This is a genomic window from Pyxidicoccus xibeiensis (genome assembly GCF_024198175.1).
GTDB classification, from domain to species: domain Bacteria; phylum Myxococcota; class Myxococcia; order Myxococcales; family Myxococcaceae; genus Myxococcus; species Myxococcus xibeiensis.
The window spans coordinates 168,758-183,833 of the sequence record NZ_JAJVKV010000005.1 but is presented as its reverse complement, the minus strand read 5'-3'; the positions used below and the strand labels follow the sequence as shown (position 1 = coordinate 183,833).

The following is a 15,076-nucleotide window of genomic DNA, read 5'->3' as shown; positions in this document are numbered from 1 at the left end:
CGGACGCCCTGCCTGGCCCTCGACGGGACGAACGGGGAGCGGGCGAGGGAGCAGGGAGCGTCAGGGCTGGGACAGGGCCTGGAGCGCGGGCCGGGCCTGGCCCTCGTCGGCGGTGATGCCCACCACCAGGCGCTCGAGGCAGCCGGCGAACTCCCGGCGCAGCGCGTCCGCCGTCACCGCCTGGACGTGCGCGGGCCGCCGCGCCACGGCGTCCGGCTGGAAGCCCTGGACGCGCGCCTCCAGCAGCGCATCGACCCAGTGCGCCGAGGTGAGGAACGAGACGCTCTGCCGCGCGAGCAGCCGCGCGCGGGCGTCCTCCAGCTGCTCCGGCGTGACTTCCTTCGCGAACGCGGCCAGCGCCTGCTTGACGGAGCCGAGGCCCTCCGCCACGCGCGGCGCGTCCACCACGCCCTCCACCAGCAGGTGGGCCGCACCGCCCCGGGCCAGCCAGGTGCTGGCATGGAAGCCGTAGGTGGCCCCCCGCTGCGAGCGCAGCTCGTGCATGGACTGGCCGCCCAGCAGCTCCTCCATCAGCGCATAGCGCGCCTCCGACTCGGGCGTGGCGGCCGGCAGCCGGCACGCGAGCTGGACCTGGCCTTGCGTGGCCTTGGGGCGCGGGGTGAGGAGGGTGCGAGGCCGTGCGGAGGCCGCGGGCAGCGCCGGCTCACCGGGCAGGGCCACCGGGCGGGGCTCGCCGCGGCTCCAGCCGCCCAGGTACCTGCGCGCCAGCGCCTCCACTTCCTTCACGTCGAACTCGCCAGCGATGACAACCACCGTGTTGCCCGGGCGGTAGACGTCCTCCAGCCAGTCGCCGGCCTCGGACCAGGACACCCGCGCCATCTCCGCGCCGGTGGCCTCGCGCGCGTAGGCGTGCGTGCCGTAGAGCGCGCCCAGCAGCGCCCGCTGGGCCTGGACCTCCGGACGCGAGTCCACCGCCTCGCGCCACGGCAGCACCTGCTCGCGCAGGAAGCGCACGAAGGCCTCCGAGGTGCGCGTGGAGGACAGCTGCTCGGTCAGCATCGCCAGCATGTTGCCCACGTTGCCGGAGGTCCCCGCCAGGTCGATGCGCACGTGGTCCCGCTCGAGCTTCCGGGAGCCGTGCAGGCCCCAGTCACTCTCGTGTCCCTCGAAGTTGGACTCGCGGAAGGCGCCCCACCAGGCCAGCTCCGCCACGCCGGGAACCGTGCCGTGGGAAGAGCCGCCCCCCAGCGCCGCGCCCACGCGTACCACCGGGAGGCCCGGGCGCGGGGCGAGCAGCACCTCCAGGCCATTGTCGAGCTTCACCGTGTGCACGGGCCCGGAGGCGGCCGTGAGCATGGACGGCGTGACACGCGCGTGGCTGGAGTCGGCCAGGGGCTCGTCCGGGAGCCGGGCGGCCGGGGCCACCACCGCCCCGCCGCTCTCACCGGGCCGCACCAGGATGACGCGCGCGCGCTCCCGCTGCAGCCACTGGTAGGCGAAGTCCGTCACCTTGCTACCGCCGAGCGCCATCAGCGCCAGCTGCGAGCGCGTGTAGGAACGCGCGTCGAGGGTGAAGTGCGTGAGCAGCGCGCGGCGCACGGTGCGGGACAGGAGGTGCTCCGACTCCAGCACCATGCCGGTGACGACGGTGCGGCGCAGGGCCTGGAAGTCGACCTCGCGGCCGAGGACGCCTGCCGCCTCCCCCATGTCCTGGGACGGAGACCAGGCCCGGTGGACCTGGTCCAGCACCTTCACCACCGAGCGGTCCGGGTGGTCGCCCCTGCTGAGCTGCACGCGCACCACCAGCAGCGACGCGCGCGTGCCGGGCACCAGGTTGGTGGAGATGCCGGCGATGTCACCGTCGTTCTGGAGCGAGCGCCACAGGTTGCGCTCGAGGCTGTCGTTGACGAAGTCGTGGATGGCGCTGGCCTCCTCGAAGCCACGCGGCAGCACCCAGGACAGGTACAGCTCCGGCGTGGGCACCGCCGCCTCGTACACCCGCATGGCCTTCGGGGCGGGGGCCAGCGGAGGTTGGGCGGGGCTGGCGGGCAGGCGCGGGTCCACGGCCAGCGGCGCGCCGGTGCCCATCCACGCGGGCGGCAGGTGCTGCTGGAGCAGCGAGTCCATGGAGGTCAGGTCCACGTCCCCCGCGATGACCAGCGTCACGTTGTCCGGCCGGTAGTGCGTGCGCGTGAAGCGCTGCGCGTCCGCCAGCGTGAGGGCGGACAGGGTGTCGTGCGTGCCGATGACGGGGCGGGCGTAGGGGTGCTCCGCCGGGAAGGAGGCCGCATGCACCCAGCTGAAGACCTGGCCCACGTAGCCCGTCTCGTTGCGCTCGCGCAGCTCGTTGCGCACCACCTCGCGCTCCACCCCGAACACCTCCGGGGTGAGGCCCGCCAGCGGCGCGGACAGCTGCTGCCCCGCCAGCGTCAGGAGGGCTGGCAGCGACTCCTTCGGGGCGAGCGTCATGTAGGCCGTGTAGTCCAGCCCGGTGGCGGCGTTGACATGGCCCGCGCCCGCCGTCTCCAACCGCGTCCACACGGAAGGGCTGCCCGCGTGGCGCGCGCGGAAGGCCAGGTGCTCCACCACGTGCGCCAGGCCCTCCTTGCCGGAGGGGTCGCCGGAGCCGCCGACCCCCACCACCGCCACCACCGCCACCACCGGAGCGCGCGGGTCCTGCTCCACCACCACCCGCAGCCCCGAGGGCAGGCGGAAGTCGCGCAGCGGGAAGGACACGTCACGCATGACGACCTGCCCGCGCGGCGGCAGCGTGGCGCACGCCCCCAGCAACACGGAGAGGAGCACACCGCCCCACGCGGCACGGGGCCCGCGCGACGGACGACGGAAGCGGTTTCGGAAGGACATGCGGGCTCCAGGTCTGCGTCCGGGAGCGACAAACCGGGGTCAATCCACCCCACGCCTCCCGGGCGGAATTGCTTCGCGGCCGTGTGGACGCCGGATGGGACAATGCCTGACAGGTGTCAGGAAGGGGCACCAAGGACAGACACCGGCGCCGAGGCGCATAACATCGCCCCAGGGCGCGGCCAAGTGCTCCGAGGTCCAGACAGGGTTCGCCGCGACTCAGTGCGACGTGTCGGGCCCATGTCGCTTCGCGGCATGCCCACCCCCGCGCCCCCGCGAGCGGCGTCAAGCCTGGAAAGCGAGTCAGACTTGGGGGACCCCTATTTACAGACGGCCCCCTGGCACTGGAGCATGGGAGCCCTCCATGGCCGCCTTCCGCTGTTGCCCTGCTCGCTCGCCTTCTGTCGCCGACTCCGTCCGACTTCAGCACGAGCCCTCTTTCCGGCCCTCGCGCCTCCTCCACCCGCTCGGCTTCCTGGTCGTGCTGCTCGTGCTGCTCTCCCCGCACGCTCCGGCCGACGCCGCGTCTCCCGGAGCCGGCACGCCCGCGCTCGAGGGGTGGCGCTACCGCTGGGGAGATTCACCCGTGGGCTCGGACGGCGTGCCCGCCTGGGCGAAGGAGACGGGCGAGACGGGGGCCTGGCGCCCCGTGGAGGCGCTCCAGTCGCCTCCGGGCCGCGACGGCAAGAACATGGTGTGGCTCAGCGTCCCCCTACCCGCGGGCGACTGGGCGGAGCCGGCCCTCTTCCTGGGCGAGGTCGCCAGCGCCATCGAGGTCTACTCGAATGGCCAGCGCCTCTACGCGAGCGGCAAGCTGGACCCGGACGGCCACGAAGTCTCGGAGAACCTGGCGTGGCACCTGCTGCCGCTGCCCCGCTCGGCGCTCGGCGGACGCGTGCTGCTGCGCATCCAGTCCTCGAAGCCCGCCATCGGCGTGAGCCAGGACGTGCGCGTGGGCTCGCGGCATGAGCTGCTCGCGGAGGCGTCGCGCCAGGGCCAGGCGCCGTTCGTCATGGGCATCCTGCTGCTCACCGTGGGCGCCGCCGCGGCCGGCTCCTTCCTGCTGCACTCGCGGCGGCGGATGCTCGCGGGGCTGGCGGTGTTCGCGTGCAGCGGCGGCATGGTGCTCATCAGCCTGAGCGGGCTGGCCGCGGAGCTGTGGAGCGCGGGAGCCGGCAGCACGCTGGGCATGACGCTGGGCATCTTCTGCCTCCAGGCCGGCCTGATGGAGTTCATCTCCGACGCCATCCTGGACAAGCGGCTTGGCTGGTACCAGCGGGCGACGATGGGGCTGTCCATCGTCTCCGCGCTCTGCGCCTTCATCACCCTGGTGGACATGGGCACCGGCCAGCAGCTGCTGGGCGTGTTCCTGCCCGTGTCGCTGCTGCTCATGCTGGGCAACGTCTTCGTCACCAGCCGGGAGGCGGTGAAGGGCAACCCCGACGCCCGCCTCTTCGTCTTCGGCCTGGCCGGCCTGGTCCTGTCGCTCGTCATCACCCTGCTGCCCGTCATCGGCGCGGTGACGTGGTCGCTCGGCAACGTCACCCACTGGGGGTACCTCGCGCTCACGCTGTCGCTGGTCGCCATCGTCGCGCGCCGCTCCATGGAGGTGATCCGCTCGCTGGAGACGCACACCCGCCAGCTGGAGGCGCGGCAGCAGGAGGTCCGCCAGCTGGCCGAGCGCATGCAGAACGGCGCCGGAGAGCTGGCCACCGTGGTGCAGCAGCTGCGCTCGTCCAGCGACGAGCAGGCCGCGGGCGTCAGCCGGCAGGCGGTGGCGCTCAACCAGGCCAACCAGACGGTGCAGGAGATCCGCCGCACGTCGCAGCTGACCGCCGAGAAGGCCAGCATGCTCGCGGCGTCCGCGGAGAGCGCGGAGCAGGTGGGGCGCGAGGGCGCCGCGGCCGTGGAGAGCACGGTGGCGGACCTGGCCGACATCCGCACCGAGGTGTCCGAGATGGCCCGGCGCATCCTCGCGCTGGACGCGCGCACCCGCGAGGTGGGCGGCATCGTCGACGACGTGAAGGACCTGGCCGACCAGTCCAACATGCTGGCCATCAACGCGGCGATTGAGGCGGCGCGCAGCGGCGACAGCGGCAAGGGCTTTGGCGTGGTGGCGCGGGAGATGCGCAGCCTGGCCGACCAGTCCATCCAGGCCACCCACCGCATCCGCGCGGTGCTCGACAGCGTGAGCAAGAGCATGCGCGAGGCGGCCCGCTCCAGCGAGCAGGGCGACGAGCGCGTCCAGCAGAGCCTCGACGCGGTGCGGACGTCCGGCGCCCAGCTGCAGAAGCTGGCCGAAATCATCGCCGACACCAGCGCCAGCATGCGGCAGATCACCGCCGCGGTCAGCGCCCAGGACGAGGGCACCCGGCAGATGGCCGAGGCCATCAAGGAGCTGTCCGGGCAGATGCACCGCACGCTCAAGACGGTCCAGGAGACGCAGGACGTCACCAAGTCCGTGCAGTCGCTGGCCGCGAGCATGTCCGGCATGGCCGCCCAGACGCTCAAGGTGGAGCACGGCGACGGCGTCAACCGTCCAGCAGCGCCCGCAGGTCCTCGGGCATAGGCATGGGCGTGAGGATGCCCACGTTGGCGCCGCCGGTGTTGCCGAGCGGCGCCCGGCCCAGCCAGGAGCCCGGCCCGGCCACGACGATGCGGACCGCCTGACCCACGAGCTCCCGCACGTCCCGCCGCCGCCAGCCGAAGGCGAACATGCGGCAGTGGGAGCGGACATGGGGCCCCGCATGGGCCTGACTCAGGATGTGGGCCCGCTCCAGGTGGCGCCAGGCGAGCGTGAGGTCCGCTCGAGCCTCGGCCCGGGTGGCTTCCTGGAGCTCCGCCTCGAAGGCGGCGCGCAGCTTCGGCTTCATGGACATCGGTTCCTCCTTCCTGCTTCTTGAAGAGGAGCCCAGGGTGTCGCGAGCGGAAGCCGGCGGCTTGTAAGAACGCGCTACTCCGGTGGCGGGAGGACCCACTCCACCACGCCGGCAATCTCCGTGGGGGTGAGGCCGAAGGTGCGGCGGAAGGCGTGGCTCAGGTGCGCGCTGTCCGTGAAGCCCGCGGCATGCGCCGCCTGCGTCACCGGGGCGCCGTGCTTCAGGTGCTCCGCCGCGCGCCGCAGGCGAAGCCACAGGATGTACGGGCGCAGCGGAAGGCCCACCTCCTCTCCGAACAGATGGGACAGCCGCCCCGGCGACAGCCCCACCCGGGGCGCGAGCGCGGACACGCGGACGTCCTCCTCCAGCACGTCCGGCAGGAGGCGCAGGAGCTTCTTCACCGCCGGGTGGGAGGGCACCGGAGGACCCGCCTCGGCCTGGAGCGCCCGCGCCATGGCCTGTGCGAGGGACTCGGCGTCGGACCAGGTCCGCGGCATCCCGCCTGCTCCACACCCGAGCAGGGGGGCCCCTGCCTGCTGCCACGCCTCTACAGTGTCGCCGATGCCCAGCGTCCGCAGCTGGCGGCCCACGATGTCATCCGGCGCGAGGTGCAGAATCACCGCGAGCCCCACCGGCCCCACCACCGCGTGCTCGGTGTCTGGAGGCACCACCGCCGCGTGACATGCGGCCTCACGCTGATGCCGGTCCCTGAGGACCACCGGCGCTCCGAAGGCCAGGAGGAGCTGGAAGGTGTGGTGTGCATGCGGGTGCGTCTGCCCCGCCGGCCCGGCGTACATCAGCTGCCGGGGGCCGAAGAACAGCCGCCCCTTCCACTCCTGGGGCCTGCTCACGCTCGGACCTCCTTCGTGGGACGGGCCATGCCCGCCGCAGCATCGCGGCCGGCGGCGGCCCACGCAATCCTGGAGCGCGGGGGGCGGGGGCCGTGGCCGGAGTCGAGCGCCACCCATTGAATGCAAAGACAGACAGGACTCCGGACCTTCGCCTCCAGCGAGCTTCGCACCGGCACCTGAGCCGGGCGCCGGCCCGAGGCCCCCTCTGGACCCGACGCGGGTGGGGGCCGACAATGGGTCTTCATGGGGAAACAGGAGTCTGTTCCGGCGGAGCTGCGCGACGTGGCCCAGGCGCTCGCCGAGGGCGTGCCCAGCCAGGACATGCTCCGGGCCCTGGCCGAGCGGCTCATCCGAATCGCGGGGCACCTGGAGCAGCCCGAGCCCACGGGCTCGCTCCGGGTGGGGCCGGAGGTCTCCGGACGTGACGCGAGCGGCTCGCAGGCACTCGCCGGGGACACGCTGGCGCCTCCGCCTCCGCCACTCCCCCAGGACCTGCTCCAGGCCATCGACGCGGAGAGCGCGCTCTACCGGGGCAAGGTGCTCCACGGCGTCCGCAACGTGGAGGTGGAGCCGCCCGGCCTCGTCAGCCTCGAGCCCGAGCGGCCCGCGGACCCGTCCTGGGCGGGCGGCCTCCTGCTGGGCTTCGGTGCCGACGAGACAACCGTCTTCCGCGGCGAGGTGCTGCACGTCGACGCCGCCACGGGGCGCCTCTTCGCGCAGTCCCTGGGCGCCGGGCTGGACGAGGCGGCGCTGGCGGGCGTGGAGCGCTGGGTCTTCACCCCGTTCAACTTCTCGCAGGCCATCCTCGCCGCCGCCCGGGCCTGCGCGCCTCGCGTGGCGCGGGTGGAAGAGGCCCTGCGCCTGGCGGAAGGCAACGTGCTCCCGGCGCGGGAGGCCAGCGAGGCGGAGTCCAAGGGGCCGGAGACGGTGTGGCGCCAGCCGTGGGCCCTGCTCTGGGGCCCTCCGGGGACGGGCAAGACGGAGACGACGGCGCGGCTCATCGCCGAGTCACTCGTCACCGCCCCCGAGCAGCGCATCCTCGCCGTCGCCCCCACCAACCGCGCCGCGGACACGCTCGCGATGCGCGTGGCGCGGCTGCTGGAGGAGCAGGGGCAGCTCGTCGCTGGCGGCTCGTGCCGCGTGTACCGGGGCGGACTGGGCGCCGGCCCCGACCTGCTGCGCCAGTACCCCCGGCTGGTGCAGGACCCCGAGTTCGCCGACCTGGCCGTGTCCCGCGACGCGGCCGAGCACCGGGCCCGGCTCGCCGAGGCACGCGGCCTGTCCGCCCGCGAGGTGGCCCACGCCCGGGCCGACGCCGTGTTCCAGCGCCACCAGCTCGTCGACACCACCGCCGAGGTGGTGAGACTGGGCCGGCCCGGGCTGGTGGTGCTCACGGTGCACCGCGCGCTGAAGCTCGTGTCCGAGCTGGACGGCCAGGAGCACTTCTGGCGCCTCATCATCGACGAGGCGGGCATGGTGCCCCGCGCCGCCGCCGCGCTGCTGGCGCCCCTGGCGAAGACTGTCTTCCTGGCGGGGGACCCGAAGCAGCTCGGGCCCATCTCCGCCGCCGAGGGCGAGCAGGCCTCCGTGCGCCGCTGGCTGCGCGCCTCGCCCATGTCCCACCTGAAGGACGCCGGGCGCGACTCGCAGGCCTCGCACGTGCTGCTGCTGCGCACGCAGCACCGCATGCACCCGGACATCTCCGCCGTCGTCAGCCACTTCGCCTACGAGGGCATGCTGGAGGACGGCGAGGGGCCGCGCACGCGCGCGCCGCGCACCGTGCCCCCGCCCTTCCCCACCGTGCGCGCCGGCTGGGTGGTGCTGGACAGCGCGGGCATCGCGGACAAGGACCTGCACGCCGAGCGCGGGCCTCGCGGCCGGGGCTACCTGCGCAAGGCGTCGGGGGAGCTGGCCCTGAAGCTGGCCGGGCCCGCCGTGCGCGCGAAGCTCAAGGTGCTGGTGGTGACGCCCTACCGCGCGCAGGCCGAGTGGCTGCGCAAGGAGGCGGCGAACCGGCGGCTCGACATCACCGTCTTCGCCGCGTCCACCGTCCACCGGCAGCAGGGCACCGAGTACGACGTGGTGATGGTGGACACCGTCAACGCGGGCCGGCCCTTCGCCTCCAACGAGCTGACCGCGATGCTGAACGTCGCGGCCAGCCGGGCCCGCGAGTACCTCTTCGTCCTGGCGTCCAGGGCCGAGGCCCATGCCCACGTGCCCTGGCGCCTGCTGTCGAAGCTGCAGCCCCTCATGGTGCGCGCCACCCAGGAGCCGCTGCGGTGGGCGACGCTGCCCGAGCTGAAGCCCCGGCGCATGGCCCCCTCGCGGCCGGCGCCTCGCGGCGTGGCGGATGAAATCCAGGCCTGGCGCGAAGGGGGCAACCTGGCCACCCACGAGCAGCGCGCCCTGTCCGAGCGGCGCGTCACCGAGGGGCACCACGTGGTGCGCGGGGTGGCGGGGAGCGGAAAGACGTACGTGCTGGTGCGGTGGGCGGCGCGCTTCCTGCGCGAGCACCCGGCGGCGCGCGTGCTGATTACCTTCTTCAACCGCTCGCTGGCCTCGCTCATCCGCCGGCTGCTGCGCGAGGCGCTGCTGGAGCAGGGCACGCCGGAGGCCGTGGACGCCGTGCTGGCGAGGGCCGCCATCCTGAACGCGGACAAGGAGGGCCTGAAGCGCGCGGCGGACTACGACGCCATCTTCGTGGACGAGGCGCAGGACCTGGAGGCGGAGCAGCTCGTCGCGCTCCATGGCGCGGTGAAGCCCATTGCCTCACGCAATGGGGGCCCTCCGGCCCGGCCGCTGTTCCTGTTCCTGGATGACTCGCAGAACATCTACGGGCGCAGCACCCTGGAGGAGATGCGCGCCAGCCTCCCGAGAGACTTGAGCTTCGCCGGCCGCGTCCGCGTGCTGCGCGAGTCGTACCGGAGCACGCGACAGGTGCTGGAGCTGGCCTTCAACGTCGTGCTGGACCCGCTGGGGCGCCACTCCGAGGCGAACCCGGGGATGCGCGAGTTCATGCGGACCCGGGAGCTGGTGGAGCACCGCCTGGTGGAGGAGCCCCGGGGGCCGGGCGAAGTCTTCCACGTGGGGTTCACCGAGCGCGAGGGCACCGTGCCCGTGGTGAAGGGCCTGGCGTCCCCCGAGGCGGAGCATGCGTGGCTCGTCGGGGAGCTGCGGCGCATCCTCTCCGAGGGCGTGAAGCCCGCCGACGTGCTGGTGGTGGCGCTCCAGGGGACGCACCGCTACGCGGAGGCGCTGAAGAGCGCGGGCCTGCACGCGGTGGCGTACGGCGGCAAGAGCGGCGCCCGGCCGGAGAGCTTCCCGCCCGAGGGCGCCGACCACGTGCGCGTCACCACCATCATGTCCTCCAAGGGCCACGAGAGCCCCTTCGTGTTCTTCGTGGGCGTGGAGGACCTGGATGACATTGCCTGGCTGATGAAGGACCGGCCCCGGAAGGATGCCCGGGAGATGGAGCGGACCCGGCGCTCGCTGTTCTACGTCGCGGCGACCCGGGCGACGCTGCGGCAGTATGTCTCGGGCCTCGCGCATGCCCGGTTCGTCCGGGTGGCACAGGCGTATGCGCAGTTGCTGGAGGGCGTGCGGGTGACGGACGGGGCTTGAGCGGACTCAGGGCGCGGGCGTCGGCGCGGGCGCCGGAGCGGGCTTCGGCAGGTTCGCGTCCTTCAGCAGCTGCCCGCGCATCTTGCGCGCCGTGGCGTCCTCGTAGCCGTCCACCACCAGGCTGCTCAGGTCGAACGGCACGCCCTTCGCGCGCTCCAGCTTCTCCGCCCGCGCCTCCAGCGCCGCGCGCGCCTGCTGCTCCGGGTGCGCCAGCCCCACGAGGATGCGATTGGAGCTGCCCCTCACGTCGAACGTGTAGAGCTGACGGAAGCCCTGCTGCCACGTGCGCAGCATGGAGTCGAAGCGCGTGTTGGGAGGGAATTCCCAGACGTTGCCCACCACCGCGCCCTGCTCCGCCAGCCGCTTGCGCACCGACGCGAGGAACTCCAGCGTCGCCAGGTGCTCGGGGATGCTGTCCGGCCCGTACGCATCCAGGAAGATGAGGTCATACGGCGCGCCCGCCGCCTCCACGAAGCCACGGCCGTCCGCCACGTGCGCGCGCAGGCGCTCGTCCTCCCGGAAGCCGAAGAAGTCCTTCGCCACCTTCACCACGTCCGGGTCGATGTCCACCACGTCGATGTGAGCCCCGGGCACCGTCGCGCGCAGGAACATGGGCATCGCCCCGCCGCCCAGCCCTATCACCAGGATGCGCCTGGGCTCCGGCACGAAGGCCAGTCCCACCATCGACACCTGGGTGTAGGGCAGCTCCAGCTTCAGCGGCTGTCCCGGCCACACCACGCTCTGCAGCGCGCCCGACTTGTCGAACTGCAGATAGCGCCGCCCCTCCCCGTCCTGCGTCACGGAGATGTACGTATAGGGTGACTGCTTCTCGTAGAGGACCGAGCGCTGACTGGAGGCCGAGCACGCCAGCAGCGCCACCCCCACCAGCGCCAGTCGATGGGCCGCACGCCACATGTCCGCTCTCCTTCCGACCCTGGATAAAGTAGCAATTCCCCGAGGAAAAACAACGGGTTGACCTGTACCGCGTCAGCGTTCACCTTGCGCCCATGAGCCACGCCCCCGGCAGCCTGTCCGAGCACGCCCGCGCCGTCATCGCCGAGGAGGAGGCGCTGCTCAAGCGCGTCCAGGGGACGCTGGAGGCCGCGCGGCTCAAGGCCAGCCGTGGGCCGGACACCCAGGGACTCGTCGCCCAGCTCCAGGTCTTGCGCGACGACGTGGCCAATGCCTCCGTGGCCGACCTGCCCCACCTGTTCGCGCAGATGAACCAGGCGCGCTCCCTCATGGAGCGCCAGGAGAGCGCGCACCTGCCGGACGCCCAGGCCCCCTACTTCGCCCACCTGCGCCTGGATGGACAGGGCGGCCCGCGCGACTACCTCCTGGGCCGCACCACGTTCGCGGACGTGGGCGCCGGGGTGCGCATCATCGACTGGCGCTTCGCCCCCGTGGCCCGCGTCTTCTACTGCTACGAGGAGGGCGACGCGTACGAGGAGTACTTCGGAGAGCGGCTCGCCGAGGGCACCGTGGAGACGCGCAGGCTCGTCGTCATCGAGCGCGGCGTCCTGACGCGCATCATCTCCGGCGCCATGGTGCTGGAGCGCTCCGCCGGGGGCGAGTGGCACAGCGTCGGCCTCGACGTCACCACCCTGCAGTCCGGTGGCGCGGGCACCGCCGCCCGGCCGGAGTTCCTCGGCACCGGCAAGGGCGCCCGGCGCACCGAGGATGCCTTCGGCGTCACCGCGCTGCTGGACGCCGAGCAGTACGAGGCCGTCAGCACCGGCCCCGAGCGCCCGCTGCTGGTGCTGGGCAGCGCGGGCAGCGGGAAGACGACGGTGGCCCTGCACCGGCTGGCGAAGATTGCCTTCGACAATCCGCAGACCTTCCCGCAGGCCCGGATGAAGCTCATCGTCCCCGAGGAGGGCCTGGCGCGGCTGTCCCGCCGGCTGCTGGCGCCCCTGGGCCTGGGCGGCGTGGCCGTGCAGACGCGCGACACCTGGCTGCTGGCCACGGCGCGCCAGGCCTTCAACCTGCCGGGCATCAAGCTGTGGAACGACACGCCGCCCCTGGTGTCGCGCCTCAAGCGGCACCCCACCCTGCGGCGCGCGCTGGCCGCCCGCGTCGGCGTGCCGAAGACGGAGGCGGGCACCTCGCTGGAGCGGCTGCGCAAGCGGCTGGCCGACGCGTACATGGACCGGCACTTCCTGGACACCGTGGTCAACGCCGCGCGCGGGGAGCTGCCCCGCACCGCCATCGACGAGACGATGGAGCACACGCGGCTGCAGCTCGCCACGCCCCTGTCCAAGGAGCTCAAGGACATCACCGACCCGGACCGGCTCATCACCGTGGACGGGAGGGCCATCGAGGAGGACACGCCGTACGCCATGGCGGGCACGGTGGACCTGGACGACCTGCCCATCCTCATGTTCCTCAAGGCGCAGCACACGTCGCTGGGCCTGGAGCGACTTGCACACGTCGTCCTGGACGAGGCCGAGGACTTCTCCCTCTTCGAGCTGTTCGCGGTGGGGCGACTGCTGGGCAAGGGCAAGAGCTGCACGCTCGCGGGCGATGAGATGCAGCAGACGGACGCGGGCTTCGCCGGGTGGTCCTCCGTCCTCAACGAGCTCAACATCCGCGATGCCGCCACCTGCCGGCTCCAGGTGTCCTACCGCTGCCCGCAGCCCGTGGTGGAGCTGGCGCGGCGGGTGTTGGGCACCCAGCTACCGGAAGCCCCCACCCACGCCGGCCGCCCGGGCGCGCCCGTGGGCTTCCACCACTTCCCCGACGAGGCCCAGGCCCAGCTCTTCATCGGCGAGGCGCTGAGAGATTTGGTCTCCCGCGAGCCCCACGCGTCGGTGGGTGTCATCACCAGCAGCCCCGAGTCCGCCGAGGCCGTCTACCGCGTCGTCTCGGACCTGCCGTGGGCGCGCCGGGTGACGGACGGCGAGTTCACCTTCGAGCCCGGTGTGGACGTCACCGACGTGGGCAGCGTGAAGGGCCTGGAGTTCGACTACGTCATCCTCCCGGACGTGACGGCGCGGGCCTACCCCATGGACGACGAGTCGCGCCGCCGCCTGCACGTGGCGATAACGCGCACCTCACACCAGCTCTGGGTGGTGTCCTCCGGCGTGCGCTCGCACCTCATCCCGCCTTCGGACGAGGCAGCTCCACGGTGAAGGTGGAGCCCTGGCCGGCCGCGCTCTCCACGCGGATGCGGCCCTCCAGCGCGTCCACAATCTGCTTCACAATCCACAGGCCCAACCCCAGCCCGCCGTAGTGCCGCTCGCTGGACAGCCGCTCGAAGCGCTGGAAGAGCCGCGCCTGCCCTTCCGGGGCGATGCCGACGCCCTCGTCCCGCACCGTCAGCCAGGCCCGCTCGGCGTCCGCGCCCACCCGCACGTCGATGGGGTGGCCGCGGCCGTACTTGATGGCGTTGGACAGGAGGTTCTGCAGCACCTGCTCCACGCGCAGCCGGTCCCAGTGCCCCGTCGCGGGGCCGGGCGCCTCCAGGCGCAGCGTGCACCCCGCGCGTGCCGCGTCCTCGGAGAAGCGCGGCACCATCTCCCGGGCAATGGCCGCCAGGTCCAGGTCCTCGCGCTCCAGCCGCAGCTTGCCGGCGGTGATGCGGGACACGTCCAGCAGCTCGCGCACCAGGCTGGACAGCCGGGAGAGCTGCCGCTGCACGGCCACCACCTTGGGCGTGAGCGCTTCCTGCGCGGCGCCGCCGCCACTGGCGGCGCGGGGCTCCAGGTCCCTGCGCAGAGCCTGGACGTTGAGGGTGAGGGACGTCAGCGGCGTGTTCAGCTCGTGCGAGGCGACGGAGAGGAAGGTGTCCCGGGCGCGGATGGCGTCCTGCGCCTCCATGTACAGCCGGCCGTTGTCCAGCGACGTGGCCGCGCGCCGGGCCAGGTCCTCCGCGAGCCGCACGTCTGCCTGCGTGTACCGCCGCCCGGACTCCGTGTTGACGAGCGTGAGCGCCCCGAGCACCGTGCCGCGGCTTATCAACGGGACGCAGATGTACGTGCGGATGCCCAGCGCCGCCGTGGCCTGGCGGTACTCCCCGTCAGGCAGCGTCTGCGCCAGCAGCGCCCCCGACAGCTCCGGGGTGAACTCCGTGACGCCCGTGCGCAGCACCTTGCCGACGCCTCCCGCATCATCCATCCGGATGGGGTAGCGCGCGTGGTAGGCCCGGGTGAGCTCCAGCATGTCCGGGCGCACGTGGGCCACCGCGACGCGGCGCACCTGCCCGTCCGGCCCTGGCACATCCACCGCGCACCCATCCGCCAGGGTGGGGACGGCCAGGTGGGCCATGCGCTCGAGAATCCGGTCATGGTCCAGCGACGAGGCCAGCACCTCGCTGGCCTGGGCCAGGAAGGCCGCGTGGCGCTGCGCGCGGCGCATCTCGTCGTACAGCCCGCGGAGCGTCGCCTCCTGCTTCTTCTCGGCGGTGATTTCGCGGGAGAAGACGTAGACGCGGCCATGGCCCGGCAGCAGCCGCTTCACGAACCAGCGCTCGCGCGCCGCGTGGTGACACTCGAACTCCTCCGCCTCGCTCGTCGCCACCACCCGGTGGAAGCGCTCCTGGAAGGAGGCGTCCAGCACCTCCGGGTACAGCTCCCACAGCACGCGGCCCTGCGCGTCCAGCCGGGGCCTGCCGAAGGTGCGCTCCATGGCAGGATTGACGTACAGGCACACCCCATCTGCCGCGCACACGGCGACACCCTCCGGGAGCTGGTCCAGGAGGACGGTGTCGATACCCGCCATGGCCGGCCCCTGGGAGGCGGCGGTGGCAAGGCCCTGTCCGTTCAATGGATGTTCCACGCTGTCGGTGAAGGAGCGGGCCACGGAGTTCGTTTTCATCGCTTAACACTTCCCCCTCTTCTGCCCCACTCCCGCCCGCCCTACATGTGCTCGGCACCCAACAGTCCGGCGCCCGGGTGGGCGCAG

Annotated in this window: 8 protein-coding genes; 3 read left to right on the top strand and 5 right to left on the bottom strand. The window is 72.9% G+C overall.

The genetic code is table 11. The features are described from left to right. Positions 1 to 60 precede the first annotated feature (60 nt). Positions 61 to 2,826 (bottom strand): M16 family metallopeptidase, encoded by a 2,766-nt coding sequence (locus LXT23_RS50160; RefSeq protein WP_267146709.1) that lies wholly within the window; start codon positions 2,824 to 2,826, stop codon positions 61 to 63. 361 nt (positions 2,827 to 3,187) lie between these two features. On the opposite strand from LXT23_RS50160, the gene LXT23_RS23440 reads away from it, so the two are divergent. After that, positions 3,188 to 5,392 carry a methyl-accepting chemotaxis protein gene (locus LXT23_RS23440; RefSeq protein ID WP_253982500.1) on the top strand — a complete coding sequence of 735 codons (2,205 nt, stop codon included), beginning with the start codon at positions 3,188 to 3,190 and terminating at the stop codon, positions 5,390 to 5,392. Here the strand turns inward: LXT23_RS23440 and LXT23_RS23435 are convergent. Both LXT23_RS23435 and LXT23_RS50155 read right to left on the bottom strand, forming a co-directional pair. Beyond that, the gene (locus tag LXT23_RS23435) at positions 5,355 to 5,702 is read right to left on the bottom strand and encodes a DUF3703 domain-containing protein (RefSeq protein ID WP_253982499.1); all 348 of its coding nucleotides are present in this window, start codon (positions 5,700 to 5,702) and stop codon (positions 5,355 to 5,357) included. The two genes, LXT23_RS23440 and LXT23_RS23435, sit on opposite strands and share 38 nt — an antisense overlap. A 74-nt stretch (positions 5,703 to 5,776) precedes the next feature. Then, positions 5,777 to 6,553 carry a helix-turn-helix domain-containing protein gene (locus tag LXT23_RS50155; RefSeq protein WP_323379074.1) on the bottom strand — a complete coding sequence of 259 codons (777 nt, stop codon included), beginning with the start codon at positions 6,551 to 6,553 and terminating at the stop codon, positions 5,777 to 5,779. A 243-nt stretch (positions 6,554 to 6,796) separates the two neighbouring features. Between LXT23_RS50155 and LXT23_RS23420 the strand changes: the two genes are divergently transcribed. After that, positions 6,797 to 10,174, top strand: a complete 3,378-nt coding sequence (locus LXT23_RS23420; protein WP_253982498.1) for an AAA family ATPase — start codon at positions 6,797 to 6,799, stop codon at positions 10,172 to 10,174. A gap of 6 nt (positions 10,175 to 10,180) precedes the next feature. Here the strand turns inward: LXT23_RS23420 and LXT23_RS23415 are convergent, their stop codons facing one another. After that, the gene (locus LXT23_RS23415) at positions 10,181 to 11,089 is read right to left on the bottom strand and encodes a spermidine synthase (protein WP_253982497.1); all 909 of its coding nucleotides are present in this window, start codon (positions 11,087 to 11,089) and stop codon (positions 10,181 to 10,183) included. Positions 11,090 to 11,181: 92 nt separating this feature from the next. Between LXT23_RS23415 and LXT23_RS23410 the strand changes: the two genes are divergently transcribed. Continuing rightward, on the top strand, positions 11,182 to 13,305 hold the full coding sequence (locus tag LXT23_RS23410; RefSeq protein WP_253982496.1) for an ATP-binding domain-containing protein: 2,124 nt from the start codon (positions 11,182 to 11,184) through the stop codon (positions 13,303 to 13,305). On the opposite strand, the gene LXT23_RS23405 is transcribed toward LXT23_RS23410, so the two are convergent. Then, positions 13,271 to 14,989, bottom strand: coding sequence for an ATP-binding protein (locus LXT23_RS23405; RefSeq protein WP_253982495.1), 1,719 nt, complete (start codon positions 14,987 to 14,989; stop codon positions 13,271 to 13,273). The genes LXT23_RS23410 and LXT23_RS23405 overlap by 35 nt on opposite strands. Positions 14,990 to 15,076: the final 87 nt, after the last annotated feature.